The sequence below is a fragment of the Bacillus sp. B4EP4a genome, from assembly GCF_006680105.1.
GTDB classification, from domain to species: domain Bacteria; phylum Bacillota; class Bacilli; order Bacillales; family DSM-1321; genus Peribacillus; species Peribacillus simplex_E.
This window is the reverse complement of record NZ_VHIK01000012.1, coordinates 41,847-57,857: the sequence shown is the minus strand read 5'-3', so window position 1 is coordinate 57,857 and position 16,011 is coordinate 41,847. Positions and strand designations below refer to the sequence as shown.

The following is a 16,011-nucleotide window of genomic DNA, read 5'->3' as shown; positions in this document are numbered from 1 at the left end:
TTTATTTCACTAAATAATTCAAAGCCGTGCGTAACTGAATATCATTATCTTCATCCTGGATCTTATCCAGAATGGCGGATTCCAGATGTGCTGCGGTTTTAGCGTCCAGTTTACCAGTCACATCCAGGCCAAATTGTTTTTGGAATGCCTTTACTGCGATTTCTGTACTCCAATCATAATATCCATCCTCACGACCCGGTTCAAATCCAAGTCCTTTCAGAATGCTTTGGGCATACTGGATTTGTTCATCATTCATATCCCGCTGCAACACCTTCTCAACGGCCAGCTGATGTGCATCAAAATACTCCGGTTGTTTCACTTTGATTGTCGGTTCGATCCCTTTTTTATGGATCCAGTTCCCTGAAGGCGTCAGCCACTTATATAACGTAAGTTTAATCTTACTGCCATCACCCATTGGTACAGCTTGCTGTACTGTACCTTTCCCGAAGGTCTTCTCACCGACCAATGGATAGTCTCCCGCCTCTTGCATAGCGCCAGCCAGGATTTCCGAGGCTGAGGCGCTGCCTTTATCCGTCAAGACGGCAATGGGATAACCTTTCGCTTTCTTAAGGCTTGTAAAAAACGATTGTGTTTCCCCCGTTCTTTCCGCAATTTGCAAATAGGGTTTGTCTTTCGTGATAAACTCGCCAAGAATCATTTCCACACTGGAAAGCAGACCGCCTGGATTGCCGCGTACATCTATGACCAAGCCCTTGATCCCCTGCTTTTCCAGCTCCTTCAACTGCTTTTTGAAATCAGTCGCAGTATTTTCCGAGAATGTGGTCAACTCGATATAACCGATTTGTTCTCCGGTGACTTCCTTAATTGATGAAAATACGGTATCCAACGGGATTTCGGCACGCACCATATTGAATTCTAGCGGATTGTCCACCCCGGCCCGCTTTATTTCCATTTTGACGGGTGATCCTTTTTCGCCACGGATTTTCAGGCGTGTCTCATACAGATCGAAACCTTCCACACTCTCGCCATTCACCTTAAGGATTTGATCTTTCGGCTTTAATCCTGCTTTTTCAGCAGGAGAATCTTTGTAAGGAGAAACAATGATGACCTTACCATCTTCCATTCCGATTTCAGTCCCAATCCCTTCAAAAGAGGAGTCCAGGGTTTCATTGAATTGCTTAGCGGTCTCCTTGTCCATATATACGGAATAAGGATCTTTCAACGCTGACAGCATGCCTTGGATGGCACCCTCGACCAGTTTGGAACCGTCCACTTGTTCCACATACTGGCTTACGATCAAACCGTAGGCTTGTTCAACTTTTGCCCATTCCTTATCCTTTGATATTTCTTGGCTTTCATCCATTGCTTCATTCTTGGCCGGAAGGCTTGTCCAATATATGCCCCCCACTGCTCCAATGGCTAGTGACATGATGATTGCTAGAGGAAGTACCCATTTTTTGACCATATTTATCCCCATTTCTGACCTGATATGTATTTCACTATATGAAGGGAATGGAAAGAATATGCTTATAGAAAATGGTGACCCCACACAAAAAAACAGACAAGGAATTTATCCTTGTCTGTTTTTCCATTGATATATTGGGTATTAAATATTTATATAGTTTAATGGATTAACAGCATTTGACTTGCTATAATTCCATGGGCCTTTATGTAGCTCAAAGTGTAAATGCTGACCGAAGGAATGTCCTGTGTTACCCATGATGCCAACTTGTTGACCTTTGGCAACTACAGCACCTTCGCCTACTTGTCTAGAACTTAAGTGTGCATACACAGTAGTCCATTGCTGACCTCCGATTGAATGGGTAACGAAGACGACGTTACCGTATGTACTTGAGAAGTAAGAACGGCTTACGACTCCGTCGGCTGCCGCTACAACTGGAACCGTTCCGCTAGCAGCTATATCGATGCCGGCATGCTGTTTATTCCAACGTTCACCCATTGTTGAAGATACATATCCTGCACTAGGTCTAGTGAAAGTACCAGATGATACAGCTGGCGCTTGACTTACATTAGACGAAGATTGTGAAGATGATGATGATGAGCTGTTGCTTTTTGCACTATATCCTGAAGAAGTGGATTGTTTTTTTGTTTCGGTTGCCTGTGATGCTTGTGCTGCCGCTTGCGCAGCTTCTTGCTCTGCACGTTTTTTCGCTTCAGCTGCCGCTTTTTTACGAGCTGCTTCCAATTCAGCAAGACGTTGATGCTCTAAGCTGATGGCTGATTTGATCGCTTTTTCTTGGGCGGCAAGATTCGCTTTCTCTTCCTCTAGACCCATCTTCTCGTCTTCATGCTTTTTAGTTTGTTGCTTTAATTTCTTAACCAAAGCATCCTTTTCTTGCTTCTGCTGTTTTTGCTGCTTTTGAATTTCCAATAGTTCAGCTTTTGCCACTTCTAAACTGGCTAGCTTCGTTTCTACGGCTTTTTGCTTTTCTTCCAGATCCTTTTTATCCAGCTCATGCTGCTTTAAAATATCGCGGTCGGCTTCAGCGATTGTCGCTACAGCTCCGACACGGTCAACTAAATCCCCAAAACTGGATGATCCGAATAATACTTCAAGGTAGTTCACGTCCCCGCCAGTCTCTTGGAAAGAAAGGGCCCTTTCCTTCAATACTTCATTACGTTTGGCGATCCGCTCTTTTAATACTTTAATCTCTTCTTTCAATGCCTCGATCTCTTTTTTCGTTTGAGTAATTTCAGCATTTTTAGCATCGATCTTTTTTGCAGACTCGGCAATTTTCGCTTCAATGGCAGCGATTTGATCTTCTGCTGTCATTTGCTTATCCTGCAGGTTATCGATTTTCTTTTCCGTTTCGGAAATATTCGATTCAACACCCGAACGTTTATCCTGGATGGATTCTTTCTGTTTTTCTAAATTCGAAATCGACTCAGCATACACCGAAGGTGCCGCTAGAATGCTTCCCAACCCGATCATGATGGAGGCATTCATGGCAATGATATTTTTTTTCAACGTTTCATTTCCCCTTTCAACCCGTTACATCCATGCCTTGTAACGTCTCTCTATGTCTGGCTTCTTTTGGCTTTCGAGTAAAGATACACTTTTATACTTTCAAGAACTTCCTGACGGACATCAAGCTGCCCCATATCCCGATAACGGCACCAATTACGATGAGGATGGCCGAAACTTGATAAATAAATGGATTTGCAGGCAGGAAATCTATGAATTTGAACGTGATTTGCGGTGCTGCATATTTATATAGATTGTAGTAGAATACTGCTATCAGACCTATCGGAATGATGGAACCGAGGATTCCCAACCAGAGACCCTCCAAGAAGAATGGCCAACGGATGAACGTATTCGTCGCCCCTACCAACCTCATGATCTCAATTTCTTTTCTTCTGGCTACAATGGTAATTTTAATCGTATTCGAAATCAGGAACATTGCAGTAAATAGTAAGCCTACAATAAGAACGATTCCTATGTTTCTAGCAATATTAACAAAGCTGAATAGTTTCTCGACGTAGCCTTGTCCATATTTAACACTTTGGATATACTCCAAACCTTCGATCTTTTTTGCCACCTTGATGACATCTTGCGGGGATTTCGTTTTGATGACATAAACGTCCCTTAATGGGTTATCTTGTTCAAATGGTTTAAAAGCATCACCATTATCTCCTAAATCATCTATTAAATTAGTAAGCTCTTCATCTTTTGGAGAGAAAATCACTGATTCAATGCCGTGCATCTCCGTAATTTGCTTACCGATAGCTTTTATATCGTCATCATTCGCCGCATTATCAATATGTGCCCGAACTTCGACATCTTTCTCCACATTTCCCGCGATATGATTTAAATTCATCATGAGCACTAAAAAGACGCCAACCAATGTTAGAGTGACCGTTACTGCACTGACTGAAGCAAACGTCATCCATCCATTACGGCCAATATTTTTAAAACTTTCACGGAAGTGACGGAGCAATGTTCTAAATTTCATATCCGTAATCACCTCGATGTTCATCGCGTACTATTTTTCCACTTTCAATGGCAATGACACGTCGTTTAATATTGTTGACGATGTCCCTATTATGAGTGGCCATGACAAGCGTAGTTCCGCGTTTATTAATTTCTTCAAATATGTTCATGATTTCCCATGATGTTTCGGGATCAAGATTACCTGTAGGCTCGTCGGCTATGACTACCTTAGGGTCATTGACGATCGAACGGGCTATTGCAACCCTTTGCTGCTCCCCACCGGATAACTCTGAAGGAAGCATCCTCGCTTTATGTTTAATGCCAACCAGATCGAGAACTTCCATGACTCTCTTTTTGATTTCTTCTGGTTCCTTTTCAATAACTTCCATGGCAAAAGCAACATTTTCATATGCAGTGAATGTTTGAAGGAGTTTAAAATCTTGGAATACCATACCGATATTACGGCGGAATAGAGGAACTTTCGAATTGCGGATACTTGGCAGGCTAAGGCCATTGACCAAGATATTACCGCTTGTAGGCTTTTCTTCCCTATACATCATTTTGATGAAGGTCGATTTTCCGGCACCGCTCGGACCCACTACATAAACGAACTCGCCTGCCTTTATTTTCACATTGATTCCATTAATGGCAATTACGCCATTTGGATATGTCTTTTTCACATCTATCATTTCTATCATTCTAAAACCACCTAATTTGCTTGGATTATCACTATGTACCAACAGCTTTTTCGACAATTTTCACTGAAATCTGACAGGAATCTCTCTTACTTGAGCACAGAAACATTATAACATCATATTTTGTCAAATTAAGCATAAAAAATATTACAGTTTCATTTCAGTTAGACATATATCAACATCTATGTAATAATTCCAGGATTTGATTGCTTGATAAAGGATTAAATGTGAGTTGTTTCGAGGTTTTTAAGGAGGCTAAATGAAACGTCCTGCTAAGGCAGGACGTTTCGTCTATCATTACTTATGTCCAGCAAGCCATTCAGCGACCATGCTCGCTTCCTTGCCCTGGATTATACCTTTTGGCATTCCTCCACCTTGGCCATTCGCTATGACTTTTTCGATATCTTCTTTCGAAAGCTTAGAACCGACCTTCGTTAAATTCGGCCCCACGCCGCCTTCAAGATTCACTGCATGACAGCTTGAACATTTGTTTTCATAAATTTTAGCGGCATCACCGGCACCTGCCGTAGTCGTTTCATTATTTTCACTTGCAGGCTCTTTATCTGCAGCATCATCGTTCCCGCCGCATGCAGCCAAGGCCAAAGAAGTACCCAAAACTAAGGCTAACCATTTCACTTTCATTGAATTTACCCCCTCTGATTTATACCAGCACAAGAACATTATACCAATTTCAATCCAGTTTAAAACCCTCCCCAAGTACCTCCGATGCGTCCATTACAATTACAAACGCTTTAGGGTCAACGAGTTTCACCAATTGTTTCAATTTGGTGAATTCCGACTGGTCTATTACGCACATCAAAATTGGACGAGTATCATCCGTATAGCCGCCATACCCGGATATGCCTGTTATACCCCGGTCCAGCTCATGTATGATAGCATCCCTTACTTCCATTTCTTTATTCGTGATAATTAAAGACATCTTCGAATGGTTCAATCCAATCTGGACGAGGTCGATCGTCTTGCTTGTCACATATAGCCCTATTAATGCATAAAGCCCTTTTTCAATATCAAAAACGATGGCAGCACTTAAAACGATGATTCCATCAATGACAGCCACACAGGTCCCCAATGACAGATGGGTATACTTATGGAAAATCTGTGCCGCCAAATCGGTCCCCCCTGTGGAACCCTTCCCGCGAAAGACGATCCCCAGCCCAAGTCCGACCATCATCCCCCCGCAAATCGAACCAAGCAATGCATCATTCGTCCATGCATCCCAATCCTTTGTCAGAAATACCACTAAAGGCAGAAACAAGGTTCCAATCAGGCTCTTGGCTCCGAAATGTCTTCCAAGGATAATAAGCCCCGCAATGAACAAAGGGATATTAAAACCCCAAAGTACATAAGCCGGCTCCCAACCGAGAGTTGAATCGAGAATCGTGCTAATCCCGCTGACCCCGCCAGATGCAACCTGGTTTGGCAGTAAGAATACATTAAAACCAATGGCAATTATGGCCGAACCGACAATCACCAATCCATACTCCATTAACTTTTGAATTAAAGGGTGCTTCTGCTCCCGGTATCTTTTCTTCATTTTGCATAAGTCTCCTCGAACCATCATTATTATCTAGTATTGGCCGAACGAGGTAGAGCATCCCTTTTCCATCCTGTAAATGTCAGCCAGAAGATTCGTTAAAAAGGCAATCATAAAAAAAAGCCGGACCGGGGATACCGGTCCGACTGGCTGATCTTATAATTTTGAACGCAAGTACGCATCAATGAACATATCGATATCCCCATCCATGACCGCTCCCAAGTTTCCGGTCTCCGCACTGGTACGGTGATCTTTAACCATGGAATACGGGTGGAAAACATAAGAACGAATTTGGCTGCCCCAGCCAATTTCCTTTTGCTCACCACGGATTTCATCCAATTCCGCTTGTTGCTGTTCAATTTCACGTTGATACAATTTGGCTTTCAGCATATTCATGGCCTGGGCCTTGTTTTTGATTTGAGATCTCTCGTTTTGGCACGTTACCACTGTGTTCGTAGGTAAATGGGTGATCCGGACTGCGGAGTCCGTTGTATTGATATGCTGACCACCTGCACCACTTGCACGGTACGTATCGATTTTCAAATCTTCCGTGCGTACTTCTATATTGATCGTATCATCGAATTCCGGCATGACTTCACATGAAACGAATGAAGTATGGCGTCTCCCTGAGGAATCGAAAGGAGAAATCCGGACAAGACGGTGGACCCCTTTTTCCGCTTTCAAATAACCATAGGCGTTATGGCCTTTGAAAATTAAAGTGACACTCTTGATTCCAGCTTCATCACCTGGAAGGTAGTCAAGGGTTTCCACTTTAAATCCTCTTTTTTCACCCCATCTTGTATACATACGAAGCAGCATGGAACCCCAATCCTGGGACTCCGTTCCGCCTGCACCAGGATGCAGTTCAAGAATGGCATTTTTCGAGTCATATTCTTCACTTAGTAAAAGTTGAAGTTCAAAGTCATTCATCTTTTGTGAAAGAATCGTGATTTCTTCTTCCAGCTCAGCCAAAAGTTCTTGATCATTCTCCTCTTTCACTAATTCATATGTCAAATCCAGATTTTCATATGATTCATTCAGATCGGACAATTGATTGACTTGTTCTTTCAAAGCATTCGTTTCATTGATGACATTTTGTGCTTTTTGCTGATCATTCCAAAAATCGGGATGTGTCATCTCATTTTCAAGCTGTGCGATTCGCGCCTCTTTTTCATCTAAGTCAAAGAGACCCCCTAAAGTCCGTTAATCGTTGCGCTGTCCGTTCAAGTTCATTTCTTATTTCTGCTAATTCCATTTCTCTTCACCTCATTAAGTATGTTAAAAAAAATCCCTGAAGAGGGATTCGCTTCATTACAAATAAACCTCTTCAAACTATATGCAAATATATTGCTTTATGCAAACTAAACATGAAAAGAGGCGGCAAGCCTCACACTTAACCGTCCCATAATCATTATACACCTAACTTTAGCCTAAATTACCATGGCAATTCTTATATTTTTTACCGCTGCCGCATGGGCATAACGCGTTTCGGCCAACGTCTTCCTTTTTACGGGCAGGGGCTTTTTTCACTTTTCCCCCGTCTTCTTCCTTCGGATTGACCGCTTGTCCTTTTATGACTTCCTTACGCTCCAAATTGTTGCGGATTTCAGCCTTCATGATGTATTTGGCGACTTCATCTTCCATTGAAGCAATCATGGCTTCAAACATTGCGAAACCTTCAGATTGATATTCACGTAACGGATCGATCTGGCCATAAGCACGAAGGTGGATCCCTTGGCGCAATTGCTCCATTGCATCAATATGGTCCATCCACTTACTATCGACTGCACGAAGAACGATTACTTTTTCGAACTCACGCATTTGTTCTTCGGATAGCTCTTCTTCTTTTTGATCATAGCCCTCTTTCACTTTTGCTAAAATGAACTCAACCAATTCCGTTTCATTTTTTCCTTCCAAATCAGCTATAGTGATTGAACCTTCATTAAATAGGTTACCATTCAGGTAATCCACAAGGCCTTGTAAATTCCAGCCTTCCTCATCACCCATTGGTGCAAAGGCTACAACATTTCGCTGGATGGATGCCGTAATCATCGTTTCGACGATTTCACGTAAGTTTTCACTTTCCATGACATCGAAACGCTGTTTATATATAATTTCCCGTTGTTGACGGAGAACATCATCATACTGCAGTAATTGCTTACGTGAATCAAAGTTATTGCCTTCGACCCGTTTCTGTGCGGATTCAACGGCCCTTGTCACCATTTTACTTTGGATTGGCTGAGAATCATCCATTCCAAGGCGTGCCATCATGTTTTTCATGTTATCCGAACCGAAGCGGCGCATCAATTCATCTTCCATTGATAAATAGAATTGAGTGACCCCTGGGTCTCCTTGACGGCCGGACCGACCACGCAGCTGGTTATCTATACGCCTGCTTTCATGACGTTCCGTGCCGATGACAGCAAGGCCTCCAAGCTCCTTGACTCCTTCACCAAGCTTGATATCCGTACCGCGCCCTGCCATGTTCGTAGCAATCGTAACTGAGCCTTGATTACCTGCATTCGCAATGATTTCTGCTTCACGCTCATGGTTCTTGGCATTCAAAACATCGTGAGGGATTCCTTTTTTTGATAAATAGGCGGATATGACTTCAGATGTTTCGATGGCAACCGTACCGACAAGCACAGGCTGACCCTTTTTATAACGCTCGGCGATGTCTTCCACAACAGCCTTGAATTTCCCATCAGTTGTCGCGTATATAAGATCTGCCCTGTCATCCCTAATGATATTCCTGTTTGTCGGGATCGCAATGACATTCATATTATAAATATTGCGGAATTCCTCTTCTTCCGTTTTGGCTGTACCGGTCATACCTGAAAGTTTTTCATACATCCTGAAATAGTTCTGGAATGTAATCGTCGCAAGAGTCATGCTTTCATTTTGAATTTCAAGTCCTTCTTTCGCTTCGATCGCCTGGTGGAGACCTTCACTGTAACGGCGGCCTTTCATCAAACGGCCAGTGAATTGGTCAACGATGACTATCTCGCCTTCCTGGACCACATAATCCACATCCAAATGCATGGAAACATGCGCCTTTAACGCCTGATTGATATGATGATTCAAAGTAACGTGATTAATATCGAACAAATTATCGATATTAAACGCTTTTTCAGCTCGGTTCATCCCATCTTCCGTCAGCTGAACACCTTTTGTCTTTTCATCATATGTGTAGTCCGTTTCTTTTTTTAAGGTTCTCACAAACGCATTGGCCTGGATATAAAGCTGAGCCGATTTTTGTGCGGAACCGGAAATGATCAATGGCGTTCTCGCCTCATCGATCAAAATCGAATCGACCTCATCAATGACAGCAAAGTGCAGCGGGCGCTGTACCATTTGTTCTTTATATAACACCATATTGTCACGAAGGTAATCAAAACCTAACTCATTATTCGTACTGTACGTAATATCCGCATTGTACGCCGCCTGCTTTTCTTCTTTAGAATGACTGTTCAAATTCAATCCGACGGTCAAACCAAGGAAATCATACAATACACCCATCTCGGTGGCATCACGGTGTGCCAAGTATTCATTGACAGTAACGACATGTACACCTTTACCGGTAAGCGCGTTTAAATAAACAGGCATGGTGGATGTCAAGGTTTTACCTTCCCCTGTTTTCATCTCGGAGATATTTCCATCATGAAGGGATGCCCCACCCATGATTTGAACACGGTAAGGATATAAGCCCAGAGCACGCTTTGCACCTTCACGCGCAACCGCAAAAGCTTCGACAAGCAAATCATCAACGGTTTCCCCATTTTGATAACGCTCTTTAAACTCATCCGTTTTGACACGCAACTGTTCATCCGATAGCGCAGCCGTCTCATCAGCCAATGCTTCGACCTGATCGGCAATTTTTTCTAATCGTTTGATTTCTCGCTTATTCGGATCAAAAACTTTATTTAATATATTAAGCATTCAATAACGCTCCTCTATTATGGTAATGATCGTTCAATGACTAAATTCATATAAGTAAGAAGAAACACAACTTCTATTATTACTAATGCACGCTTAATTTTACCACTTCTATTCTGGAGGTACAACTTCATGTCACTTACCTGGTATAGACCTGAATTCAATTCTTGCGAAAAACAATGGATAAATGAGGAGTAAAACTGTTAAAATAGAAGGAAGTATAAAAAATATGTTGCAAACTCCCTACTATTCCATATGTAAATGAGAATTATCCATAACCTTCCATTAGGTGCTATGTCCTCTCTAGCGATAGCATGTCAAGGTAATCCAACCATACAGGCGTCATGTTTTGAATGATAAGGTGGGCTACTGAAACTTAATAGCGGAAGATAAATAGAACATGTTTCGAGGTGGTATTGATGATTGGTGAACGTGTAAAAAAACTGCGAGAAGAAAAGAAAATGTCGATGACTGAACTTGCCGATAAAGCGGGTGTGGCAAAGTCTTATTTAAGTTCGCTCGAGCGGAACTTACAAACGAATCCTTCTATTCAATTTCTTGAAAAAATCTCCGCCGTACTTAACATTCCTGTTGATGCCCTGCTTTATGATGCACCAAATAAGGAAACCTTGGACACTGACTGGATGAAAATCGTTGAGGAAGCCATGAATTCGGGTGTTTCAAAACAACAATTCAGGGAATTCATCGAGTTTAATAAATGGAGAAAAGATAAAGAAGAGTAGAGTGGTAGTGCACTAGTTTACCTACATAATCCTGAAGAATACAGTTTGAATAAGCTAGACTCTCCAGAATCTCAAGGAGAAATAAACCCTATAAACAGCTAATGAATCGAACCACTGTTTATAGGGATGTTCTCGATCTTGTTCGAAACCTATTTTCCATCGTTCTCCTCAAAAGATACCTCAAGGCTTTCCCTTTTCAAAAAAGCACTGATTTCCTCTTTTTTGAAACCCAAGCTCCTTGCTTCTGAAATCAATTTCACCCATTCTTGATCCATTGCCACATTAGCCACCTCTTCTACCTCCTAAAATACTCTTTGTATTTCAGGCAGACCAGCCATCATAGTCACAAGGACCTTAGACCTGTGCCTTTGCGCCCTAATCTTTCAATAAGTTTGCCTTTGTCATGGTACTTATTACCAAATACAATGCCTATAATCATATTATAACGGATACATACTCCATATATTGCTATTTTATGTCGGTAATCCACATAAAAGCAAAAACTTTTATCCGACAAAATATTACAAAATTAAGAAAATTCATAGTGCAGGTTATTTATCATGGACTAATTCAATTTCGCTTTTTTGTATAATAGTGAATATTGCTTCTCTTAATATTTCGTTAGGGTGTATTGATTCTCTCAATTATAAGTGCATCGAGGGCTTTTTGCGCAGTTAAATCCTCACCGCAGGTCGGGCAAAGCCACCTTCCATATTCCGCACTGCTAAAAGAAGCCCTATGGCATGTATGGCAATTCTTTTGATACATATTATCCAACCCCTCTGCACCTTAATCAAATTGTTTTTTATAAATAACTAGTTGTTCTTTTTAAAGAACTAACAATTCGAGTATAGTGCAAAAGTTAGGGGTGTTTAAATAGGTAAAACTGACTACTTATCTTAATGAAGAACTTTTTTGTTCTTTTAAATGAACTTTTCGATGTTTTAGAGAACAAAATTATAAATCCAACAGCCAACGAATTCTATTAAAAAAGCACAACCCAGAGGCTGGGTTGTGCTTTTGATCTTAGATTAATAGTTAACTAGGTTCAATCAATCCATAGCGCCCATCTTTTCGGCGGTACACTACGTTTGTTGTATTAGTATCCGCATTCGTGTAAACGAAGAAACTGTGACCAAGCATATTCATTTGTAAAATCGCTTCTTCACTGTCCATCGGCTTTAAATCAAAGCGCTTATTTCGGACCACTTCAATATCATTATCGTCTTCGAATTCATCCACCACTTCGTCAACATCCGTATTGAAGGCGAATGCATCGGGTGTCGTCGATAGATTGTTCCGGAACTTACGGTTGACCTTCGTTTTATGTTTACGAATTTGGCGTTCAAGCTTATCATTGATCAAGTCAATGGCAGCATACATATCCGCATTTTCCTCTTCAGCGCGAAGAACCAAATTCTGCATAGGAATCGTCACTTCGACCTTAGATGTATTATTGTTCACTTTTAAATTCACTAACACATTTGCATCTGGTGTATTGTTAAAATATCGTTCTAACTTGCCAATTTTCTTTTCGACGTATTCTCGAATTGCTGGAGTTACCTCAATGTTTTCACCGCGTACGTTGTAATTCATAAAGTGAGTCCTCCTTAAATTAAGACTATACAGTTAGATTCTACAATACCCCTCCGGTTCCCTTTAGAAACACATCATGAAATATGTCGAAATAATGAAACAATTGTCGGAAGGTTTGGAAAGGGTTGATGTCTGCCCTAGCTTCATTATATCAAATGCTATGCTATAAAGAAAAAATTAAGCCTATATTATTTACAGAAAATTTAAAAATATATAACATAAAAACCGTTTGGAATCCAAACGGCAGGGTAATCAGTTTCTTTTATCATAAAATATGCCATCCACTGATAGACTTTCATACGGGTTCGTGTATTTATTGGACGATCGTTTCTTCTTATTTATTTCCTGGATATCCCGCTGTATCTCCTGCTTTTGGAGCTTAAGCAAGTGATCGACCTGTTGGTTGAGCAACAGTACTGCACGGCCCAATTGTTGCTCTTCACCAGTAAAAGGCGGTTTGATTTGAGAAAGAAGCTCATCCCGATGATCAATCAGCTTTGTGATCCTTTCTATTTTATCATCACGCTCTGTGATCGTGCGATCTTCCAGAACGGCAAGCAATTCAGCAGTCAAATCATGAAAGGTTCTAATTACCATTACACTTGACCGCTTTGGGTAAATTGTTTTTTTCGATTGATCTGAATTAATTCCTTCCAAGTATTCCGGAACTCAGTAACAAGTCCTTCCACTTCTTCCAAGGCAGAAACGTCATTTTTCATATTCGCTTCGATCAGACGCCGGTTCATGAAATCATACAGACTCATCATATCTTTGGATACATCCATATCCATATTCAGCGTCACCATCAATTCGCGGATAATATTTTGCGCCTTGATGATGTTCGTATTCTTCGCTTCGATATTTCCTGCTTCAATGCCCTTCTTCCCAAGCATGATGAACTTCAAACAGCCATTATAAAGCATTAATGTAAGCTCTCCCGGGGATGCTGTATTGACTGAATTTTGCTGATACGATTGATATGGATTATTTATCGCCATACTTAACTTCCTTTCCAACTTACCTTAACTAAAATAAGAAGCTAACGATGCACTTTGGCTGTTTGCCTTTTGAATCGCTTTTTCCATCGCTGTGAACTGGTTGTAGTAACGTGATTCCAATTTCGTTAACTTTGCTTCAAATGTTGAGATCTTCTTGTCCAGCCCGTCCACCAATTTTCCGATTGTAAAATTGTTATTAACATAGCCGGCCTTTCCGGCTTTTTCAGTAATCACCTTCATCGATGATTCTATATCATCCCTCAACCGGCGCGCGAGGCCTTTGTCGCTCTTTTCCGAACCATTGGCCATGAACATATCATAAATCGCATTGGGATCCTCACTAATGGCTGTCCGGAGCTTGTCCTCATCAATCGTTAATTTACCGCCCTCCAAATAATTCTTGGTCGTGGTGATCCCCAAACTGCTGAGATTGTTTTTTCCAGTGATTCCATCCACCGAGGTGTATAGAGATGACCTCATTGTGGTCAGGAGACTTTTTAATGTCGAATCACTTTTTAACGTTCCGCTCTTCGCTTTTTCTTCCCACAGCTTCACTTCATCCTCTGTCATTGCCTTCTTTTGCTCAGAGGTAAGCGGCGTAAAGGAGCGATATTTCGCTTCGCCCGTTTTATCTTGAACCTTTTTAATGACTTCATTGTATTTATTCACAAACTGAGTGATTGTATCCAGGATGGCATCCACATCAGCTTTTGATGAGAATGTGACTGTATCGGTCGTTTTTTGCTTTACCGTTATTTCCGCTCCATTAATCTGAAACGTATTCGAAGGCCGGGAAATTTCCAGTCCATTATAAACAATGGACGCATTTTCCCCTTTTGAGCCGCCAGCTCCTTCATTGTTACTGCCCAGTTTTAACGTATCGAAAAAATCTCCGGTGCCTCCCAATTCAATTTCAGGCCGACCTTTAACATCACCGGTATTTTTAGCAGTGATGGAAAACTGCTGGGACGTTTCATCGAAAAATAGAGTCACTCCCGAGTTAGCGTTAATTTTATTTATCACACTCTCTAACGTATCGTCCGCATTAAGGGTAAGCGTGTACGGTTTTTCCACTGTCACTCCATCTTTTACTTCCGTATCAAAACCGCCATCTTTATTGATGGCGAGTATCGTAATATCTTGTGGTGTCGTGAAACCCAATTCCGATAGTTTCTTTTTGGGGTCGGTAACAGCTGATTTTTCCGTACTTGTCATGGTTGCTGCTTTAGCAAGTCCATTCACTTGTATATTCCCGGAAAAATCACTGGTCGAATTCACATTTCTCACTGATACAGCATCTGGATTCGATACCGACACCTTCTTTTTAATGAAAGAAGACTGCTTCCCGATTCCATCACGAATGAGCGTATCCAATTCTGATAAAGCTGTATTTACCGAACGGTAATCATCCCGCTGCCACTCGGAATACTGCTTTTTCTGTGTTAATTTATCCAACGGCACCCGTTCTGCCTGCATCATGCTCTTAACTAGTTCATCAATGTCCATCCCGCTTGCTAAACCACTGATTCGTACCAAAATAAATCACCCGCTTATATTTTTTCATCCACCATTATGCCGACAAACTCCGTCATTGCCGCATAGAAATCCAATAACTTCTTCGGTGGAATTTCCCTGAGCGTCTCATCCGTCACGTCATCGACTACCTTGACAAAGTACTCATTCAGCTTCTCGTGATATTCAAAACGAACGGCCGTATGTGTCGGATTCAGGAAGGTGTTCAAACTATCCACCATTTCCTGCACCTTTTCTTTTGAAGGCTCATCAGTAGATTCCACACTTTGTTCCGAATAGGCAAGCGTATTCATTTCCCGCTGATAATATGAACTGATTCCTTCCGAGATTGCTGTTCTAAGTTGTGAGGAAAGAATATTCGTGGACAAACTCTCCAGCATCTAAATAGCCCCCAATATGATGTCTTTACTTTTTATATCGGTTCTTACAGTTTTATATTTAGTAAAGCTTTTTGATTTTGGTTTCAACTGTAGACTATCATGAATGATCTTTTTCTATAAAAGAGATTCTACTAAAAAACTCCAGAAGAATAACTGGAGTCTAGTTAATTTCCACTCCAGGCACTCGCTTTCCGCAGGCGGTCCGGGAGCCTCCTCGGCGCTTTTGCGCCTGCGGGGTCTCCCTTGGACACGTATCTCCCGCAGGAGTCTCGCACACCCGCTCCAATCAACCTTGTTTTAACATTTAGATAGAAATCCTTTTATCTACAGTCTTTTTTTAAAATTAGAAAGATTAAAACTGAGGGTGATAATCACTTCTCTACGTTCGGAAAAAATTATGACTGATGATTTTAATTTATAGAACTCCCTTTTTATTCAAATGAATCTGCGAACATACTAGGAATGGATATATCCCATCCAGCTTGTGATTGATAGCTGTGTTCACCAGTCATTTCACCATACACAGTAATCACATCTTCATCTACGTATTTTGTAGTCCCATCATACTCAATGAAGATAATATCTAGCCATAAGATTCCTTGGTGATAGATAAACCGATGGTCCCTTACTTTTTAAGGGCCAGTAATCCCATTTTTCTGCAT

At 41.3% G+C, this 16,011-nt stretch carries 16 protein-coding genes and 1 riboswitch; of the genes, 1 reads left to right on the top strand and 15 read right to left on the bottom strand.

The annotated features are described in order from the left end of the window. Nucleotide 1: 1 nt before the first annotated feature. The 8 genes from FNK51_RS06420 to secA all read right to left on the bottom strand — a co-directional run bounded on the left by FNK51_RS06420 (nucleotide 2) and on the right by secA (nucleotide 10,102). On the bottom strand, nucleotides 2-1,426 hold the full coding sequence (locus FNK51_RS06420; protein ID WP_141992803.1) for a S41 family peptidase: 1,425 nt from the start codon (nucleotides 1,424-1,426) through the stop codon (nucleotides 2-4). 141 nt (nucleotides 1,427-1,567) lie between these two features. Continuing rightward, complete coding sequence (locus tag FNK51_RS06415; protein ID WP_141992802.1) at nucleotides 1,568-2,950, bottom strand: murein hydrolase activator EnvC family protein; 1,383 nt, start codon at nucleotides 2,948-2,950, stop codon at nucleotides 1,568-1,570. 91 nt (nucleotides 2,951-3,041) lie between these two features. Continuing rightward, nucleotides 3,042-3,935, bottom strand: a complete 894-nt coding sequence (ftsX, locus tag FNK51_RS06410) for a permease-like cell division protein FtsX (RefSeq protein WP_141992801.1) — start codon at nucleotides 3,933-3,935, stop codon at nucleotides 3,042-3,044. Then, the gene (ftsE, locus tag FNK51_RS06405; protein WP_076368273.1) at nucleotides 3,925-4,611 is read right to left on the bottom strand and encodes a cell division ATP-binding protein FtsE; all 687 of its coding nucleotides are present in this window, start codon (nucleotides 4,609-4,611) and stop codon (nucleotides 3,925-3,927) included. Before ftsE ends, ftsX begins: the two co-directional genes overlap by 11 nt. A gap of 294 nt (nucleotides 4,612-4,905) precedes the next feature. Continuing rightward, a complete protein-coding gene (gene cccB, locus FNK51_RS06400) occupies nucleotides 4,906-5,250 on the bottom strand; it encodes a cytochrome c551 (RefSeq protein ID WP_141992800.1) in 345 nt (114 codons plus the stop codon). A 49-nt stretch (nucleotides 5,251-5,299) separates the two neighbouring features. Continuing rightward, nucleotides 5,300-6,115 (bottom strand): YitT family protein, encoded by an 816-nt coding sequence (locus tag FNK51_RS06395; protein ID WP_480339391.1) that lies wholly within the window; start codon nucleotides 6,113-6,115, stop codon nucleotides 5,300-5,302. A gap of 204 nt (nucleotides 6,116-6,319) precedes the next feature. Further along, nucleotides 6,320-7,418, bottom strand: a protein-coding gene (gene prfB / locus FNK51_RS06390) for a peptide chain release factor 2 (protein ID WP_286178587.1) whose coding sequence is annotated in 2 segments (ribosomal slippage) — nucleotides 6,320-7,354 and nucleotides 7,356-7,418 — 1,098 coding nt in all. Because the reading frame shifts where the segments join, the coding sequence is not laid out codon by codon here. Nucleotides 7,419-7,588: 170 nt separating this feature from the next. Continuing rightward, complete coding sequence (gene secA, locus FNK51_RS06385) at nucleotides 7,589-10,102, bottom strand: preprotein translocase subunit SecA (RefSeq protein ID WP_141992797.1); 2,514 nt, start codon at nucleotides 10,100-10,102, stop codon at nucleotides 7,589-7,591. Nucleotides 10,103-10,518: 416 nt separating this feature from the next. Between secA and FNK51_RS06380 the strand changes: the two genes are divergently transcribed. Continuing rightward, complete coding sequence (locus FNK51_RS06380; protein ID WP_063233922.1) at nucleotides 10,519-10,842, top strand: helix-turn-helix domain-containing protein; 324 nt, start codon at nucleotides 10,519-10,521, stop codon at nucleotides 10,840-10,842. 149 nt (nucleotides 10,843-10,991) lie between these two features. Here the strand turns inward: FNK51_RS06380 and FNK51_RS06375 are convergent, their stop codons facing one another. From FNK51_RS06375 to flaG, 7 genes are all read right to left on the bottom strand, one after another. Next, entirely contained in the window at nucleotides 10,992-11,132 is a 141-nt protein-coding gene (locus FNK51_RS06375; RefSeq protein ID WP_286178586.1) for an anti-repressor SinI family protein, read from the bottom strand. A 31-nt stretch (nucleotides 11,133-11,163) separates the two neighbouring features. Beyond that, a riboswitch (cyclic di-GMP riboswitch) is annotated at nucleotides 11,164-11,249 on the bottom strand. 214 nt (nucleotides 11,250-11,463) lie between these two features. Then, nucleotides 11,464-11,610, bottom strand: a complete 147-nt coding sequence (locus tag FNK51_RS26410; protein WP_181762198.1) for a hypothetical protein — start codon at nucleotides 11,608-11,610, stop codon at nucleotides 11,464-11,466. Nucleotides 11,611-11,880: 270 nt separating this feature from the next. Beyond that, nucleotides 11,881-12,438 (bottom strand): ribosome hibernation-promoting factor, HPF/YfiA family, encoded by a 558-nt coding sequence (gene hpf / locus FNK51_RS06370; RefSeq protein ID WP_098371577.1) that lies wholly within the window; start codon nucleotides 12,436-12,438, stop codon nucleotides 11,881-11,883. Nucleotides 12,439-12,690: 252 nt separating this feature from the next. Further along, nucleotides 12,691-13,035 (bottom strand): flagellar protein FliT, encoded by a 345-nt coding sequence (gene fliT / locus FNK51_RS06365; protein WP_141992796.1) that lies wholly within the window; start codon nucleotides 13,033-13,035, stop codon nucleotides 12,691-12,693. Then, nucleotides 13,035-13,436, bottom strand: coding sequence for a flagellar export chaperone FliS (fliS, locus tag FNK51_RS06360; protein ID WP_141992795.1), 402 nt, complete (start codon nucleotides 13,434-13,436; stop codon nucleotides 13,035-13,037). The genes fliT and fliS overlap by 1 nt, the downstream gene beginning before the upstream one ends. Before the next feature lie 24 nt (nucleotides 13,437-13,460). Next, a complete protein-coding gene (locus tag FNK51_RS06355; RefSeq protein WP_141992794.1) occupies nucleotides 13,461-14,972 on the bottom strand; it encodes a flagellar hook-associated protein 2 in 1,512 nt (503 codons plus the stop codon). A 14-nt stretch (nucleotides 14,973-14,986) separates the two neighbouring features. Beyond that, entirely contained in the window at nucleotides 14,987-15,349 is a 363-nt protein-coding gene (gene flaG / locus FNK51_RS06350; RefSeq protein WP_286178585.1) for a flagellar protein FlaG, read from the bottom strand. Between the last annotated feature and the right edge of the window lie 662 nt (nucleotides 15,350-16,011).

What these genes read in the sequence shown, in the direction of transcription:
- FNK51_RS06420 (WP_141992803.1), bottom strand. Translation starts at nt 1,426, where the DNA reads ATGGTCAAAAAATGGGTACTTCCTCTAGCAATCATCATGTCACTAGCC.
- ftsX (WP_141992801.1), bottom strand. Translation starts at nt 3,935, where the DNA reads ATGAAATTTAGAACATTGCTCCGTCACTTCCGTGAAAGTTTTAAAAAT.
- ftsE (WP_076368273.1), bottom strand. Translation starts at nt 4,611, where the DNA reads ATGATAGAAATGATAGATGTGAAAAAGACATATCCAAATGGCGTAATT.
- cccB (WP_141992800.1), bottom strand. Translation starts at nt 5,250, where the DNA reads ATGAAAGTGAAATGGTTAGCCTTAGTTTTGGGTACTTCTTTGGCCTTG.
- FNK51_RS06395 (WP_480339391.1), bottom strand. Translation starts at nt 6,115, where the DNA reads ATGGAGTATGGATTGGTGATTGTCGGTTCGGCCATAATTGCCATTGGT.
- secA (WP_141992797.1), bottom strand. Translation starts at nt 10,102, where the DNA reads ATGCTTAATATATTAAATAAAGTTTTTGATCCGAATAAGCGAGAAATC.
- FNK51_RS06380 (WP_063233922.1), top strand. Translation starts at nt 10,519, where the DNA reads ATGATTGGTGAACGTGTAAAAAAACTGCGAGAAGAAAAGAAAATGTCG.
- FNK51_RS26410 (WP_181762198.1), bottom strand. Translation starts at nt 11,610, where the DNA reads ATGTATCAAAAGAATTGCCATACATGCCATAGGGCTTCTTTTAGCAGT.
- hpf (WP_098371577.1), bottom strand. Translation starts at nt 12,438, where the DNA reads ATGAATTACAACGTACGCGGTGAAAACATTGAGGTAACTCCAGCAATT.
- fliT (WP_141992796.1), bottom strand. Translation starts at nt 13,035, where the DNA reads ATGGTAATTAGAACCTTTCATGATTTGACTGCTGAATTGCTTGCCGTT.
- fliS (WP_141992795.1), bottom strand. Translation starts at nt 13,436, where the DNA reads ATGGCGATAAATAATCCATATCAATCGTATCAGCAAAATTCAGTCAAT.
- flaG (WP_286178585.1), bottom strand. Translation starts at nt 15,349, where the DNA reads ATGCTGGAGAGTTTGTCCACGAATATTCTTTCCTCACAACTTAGAACA.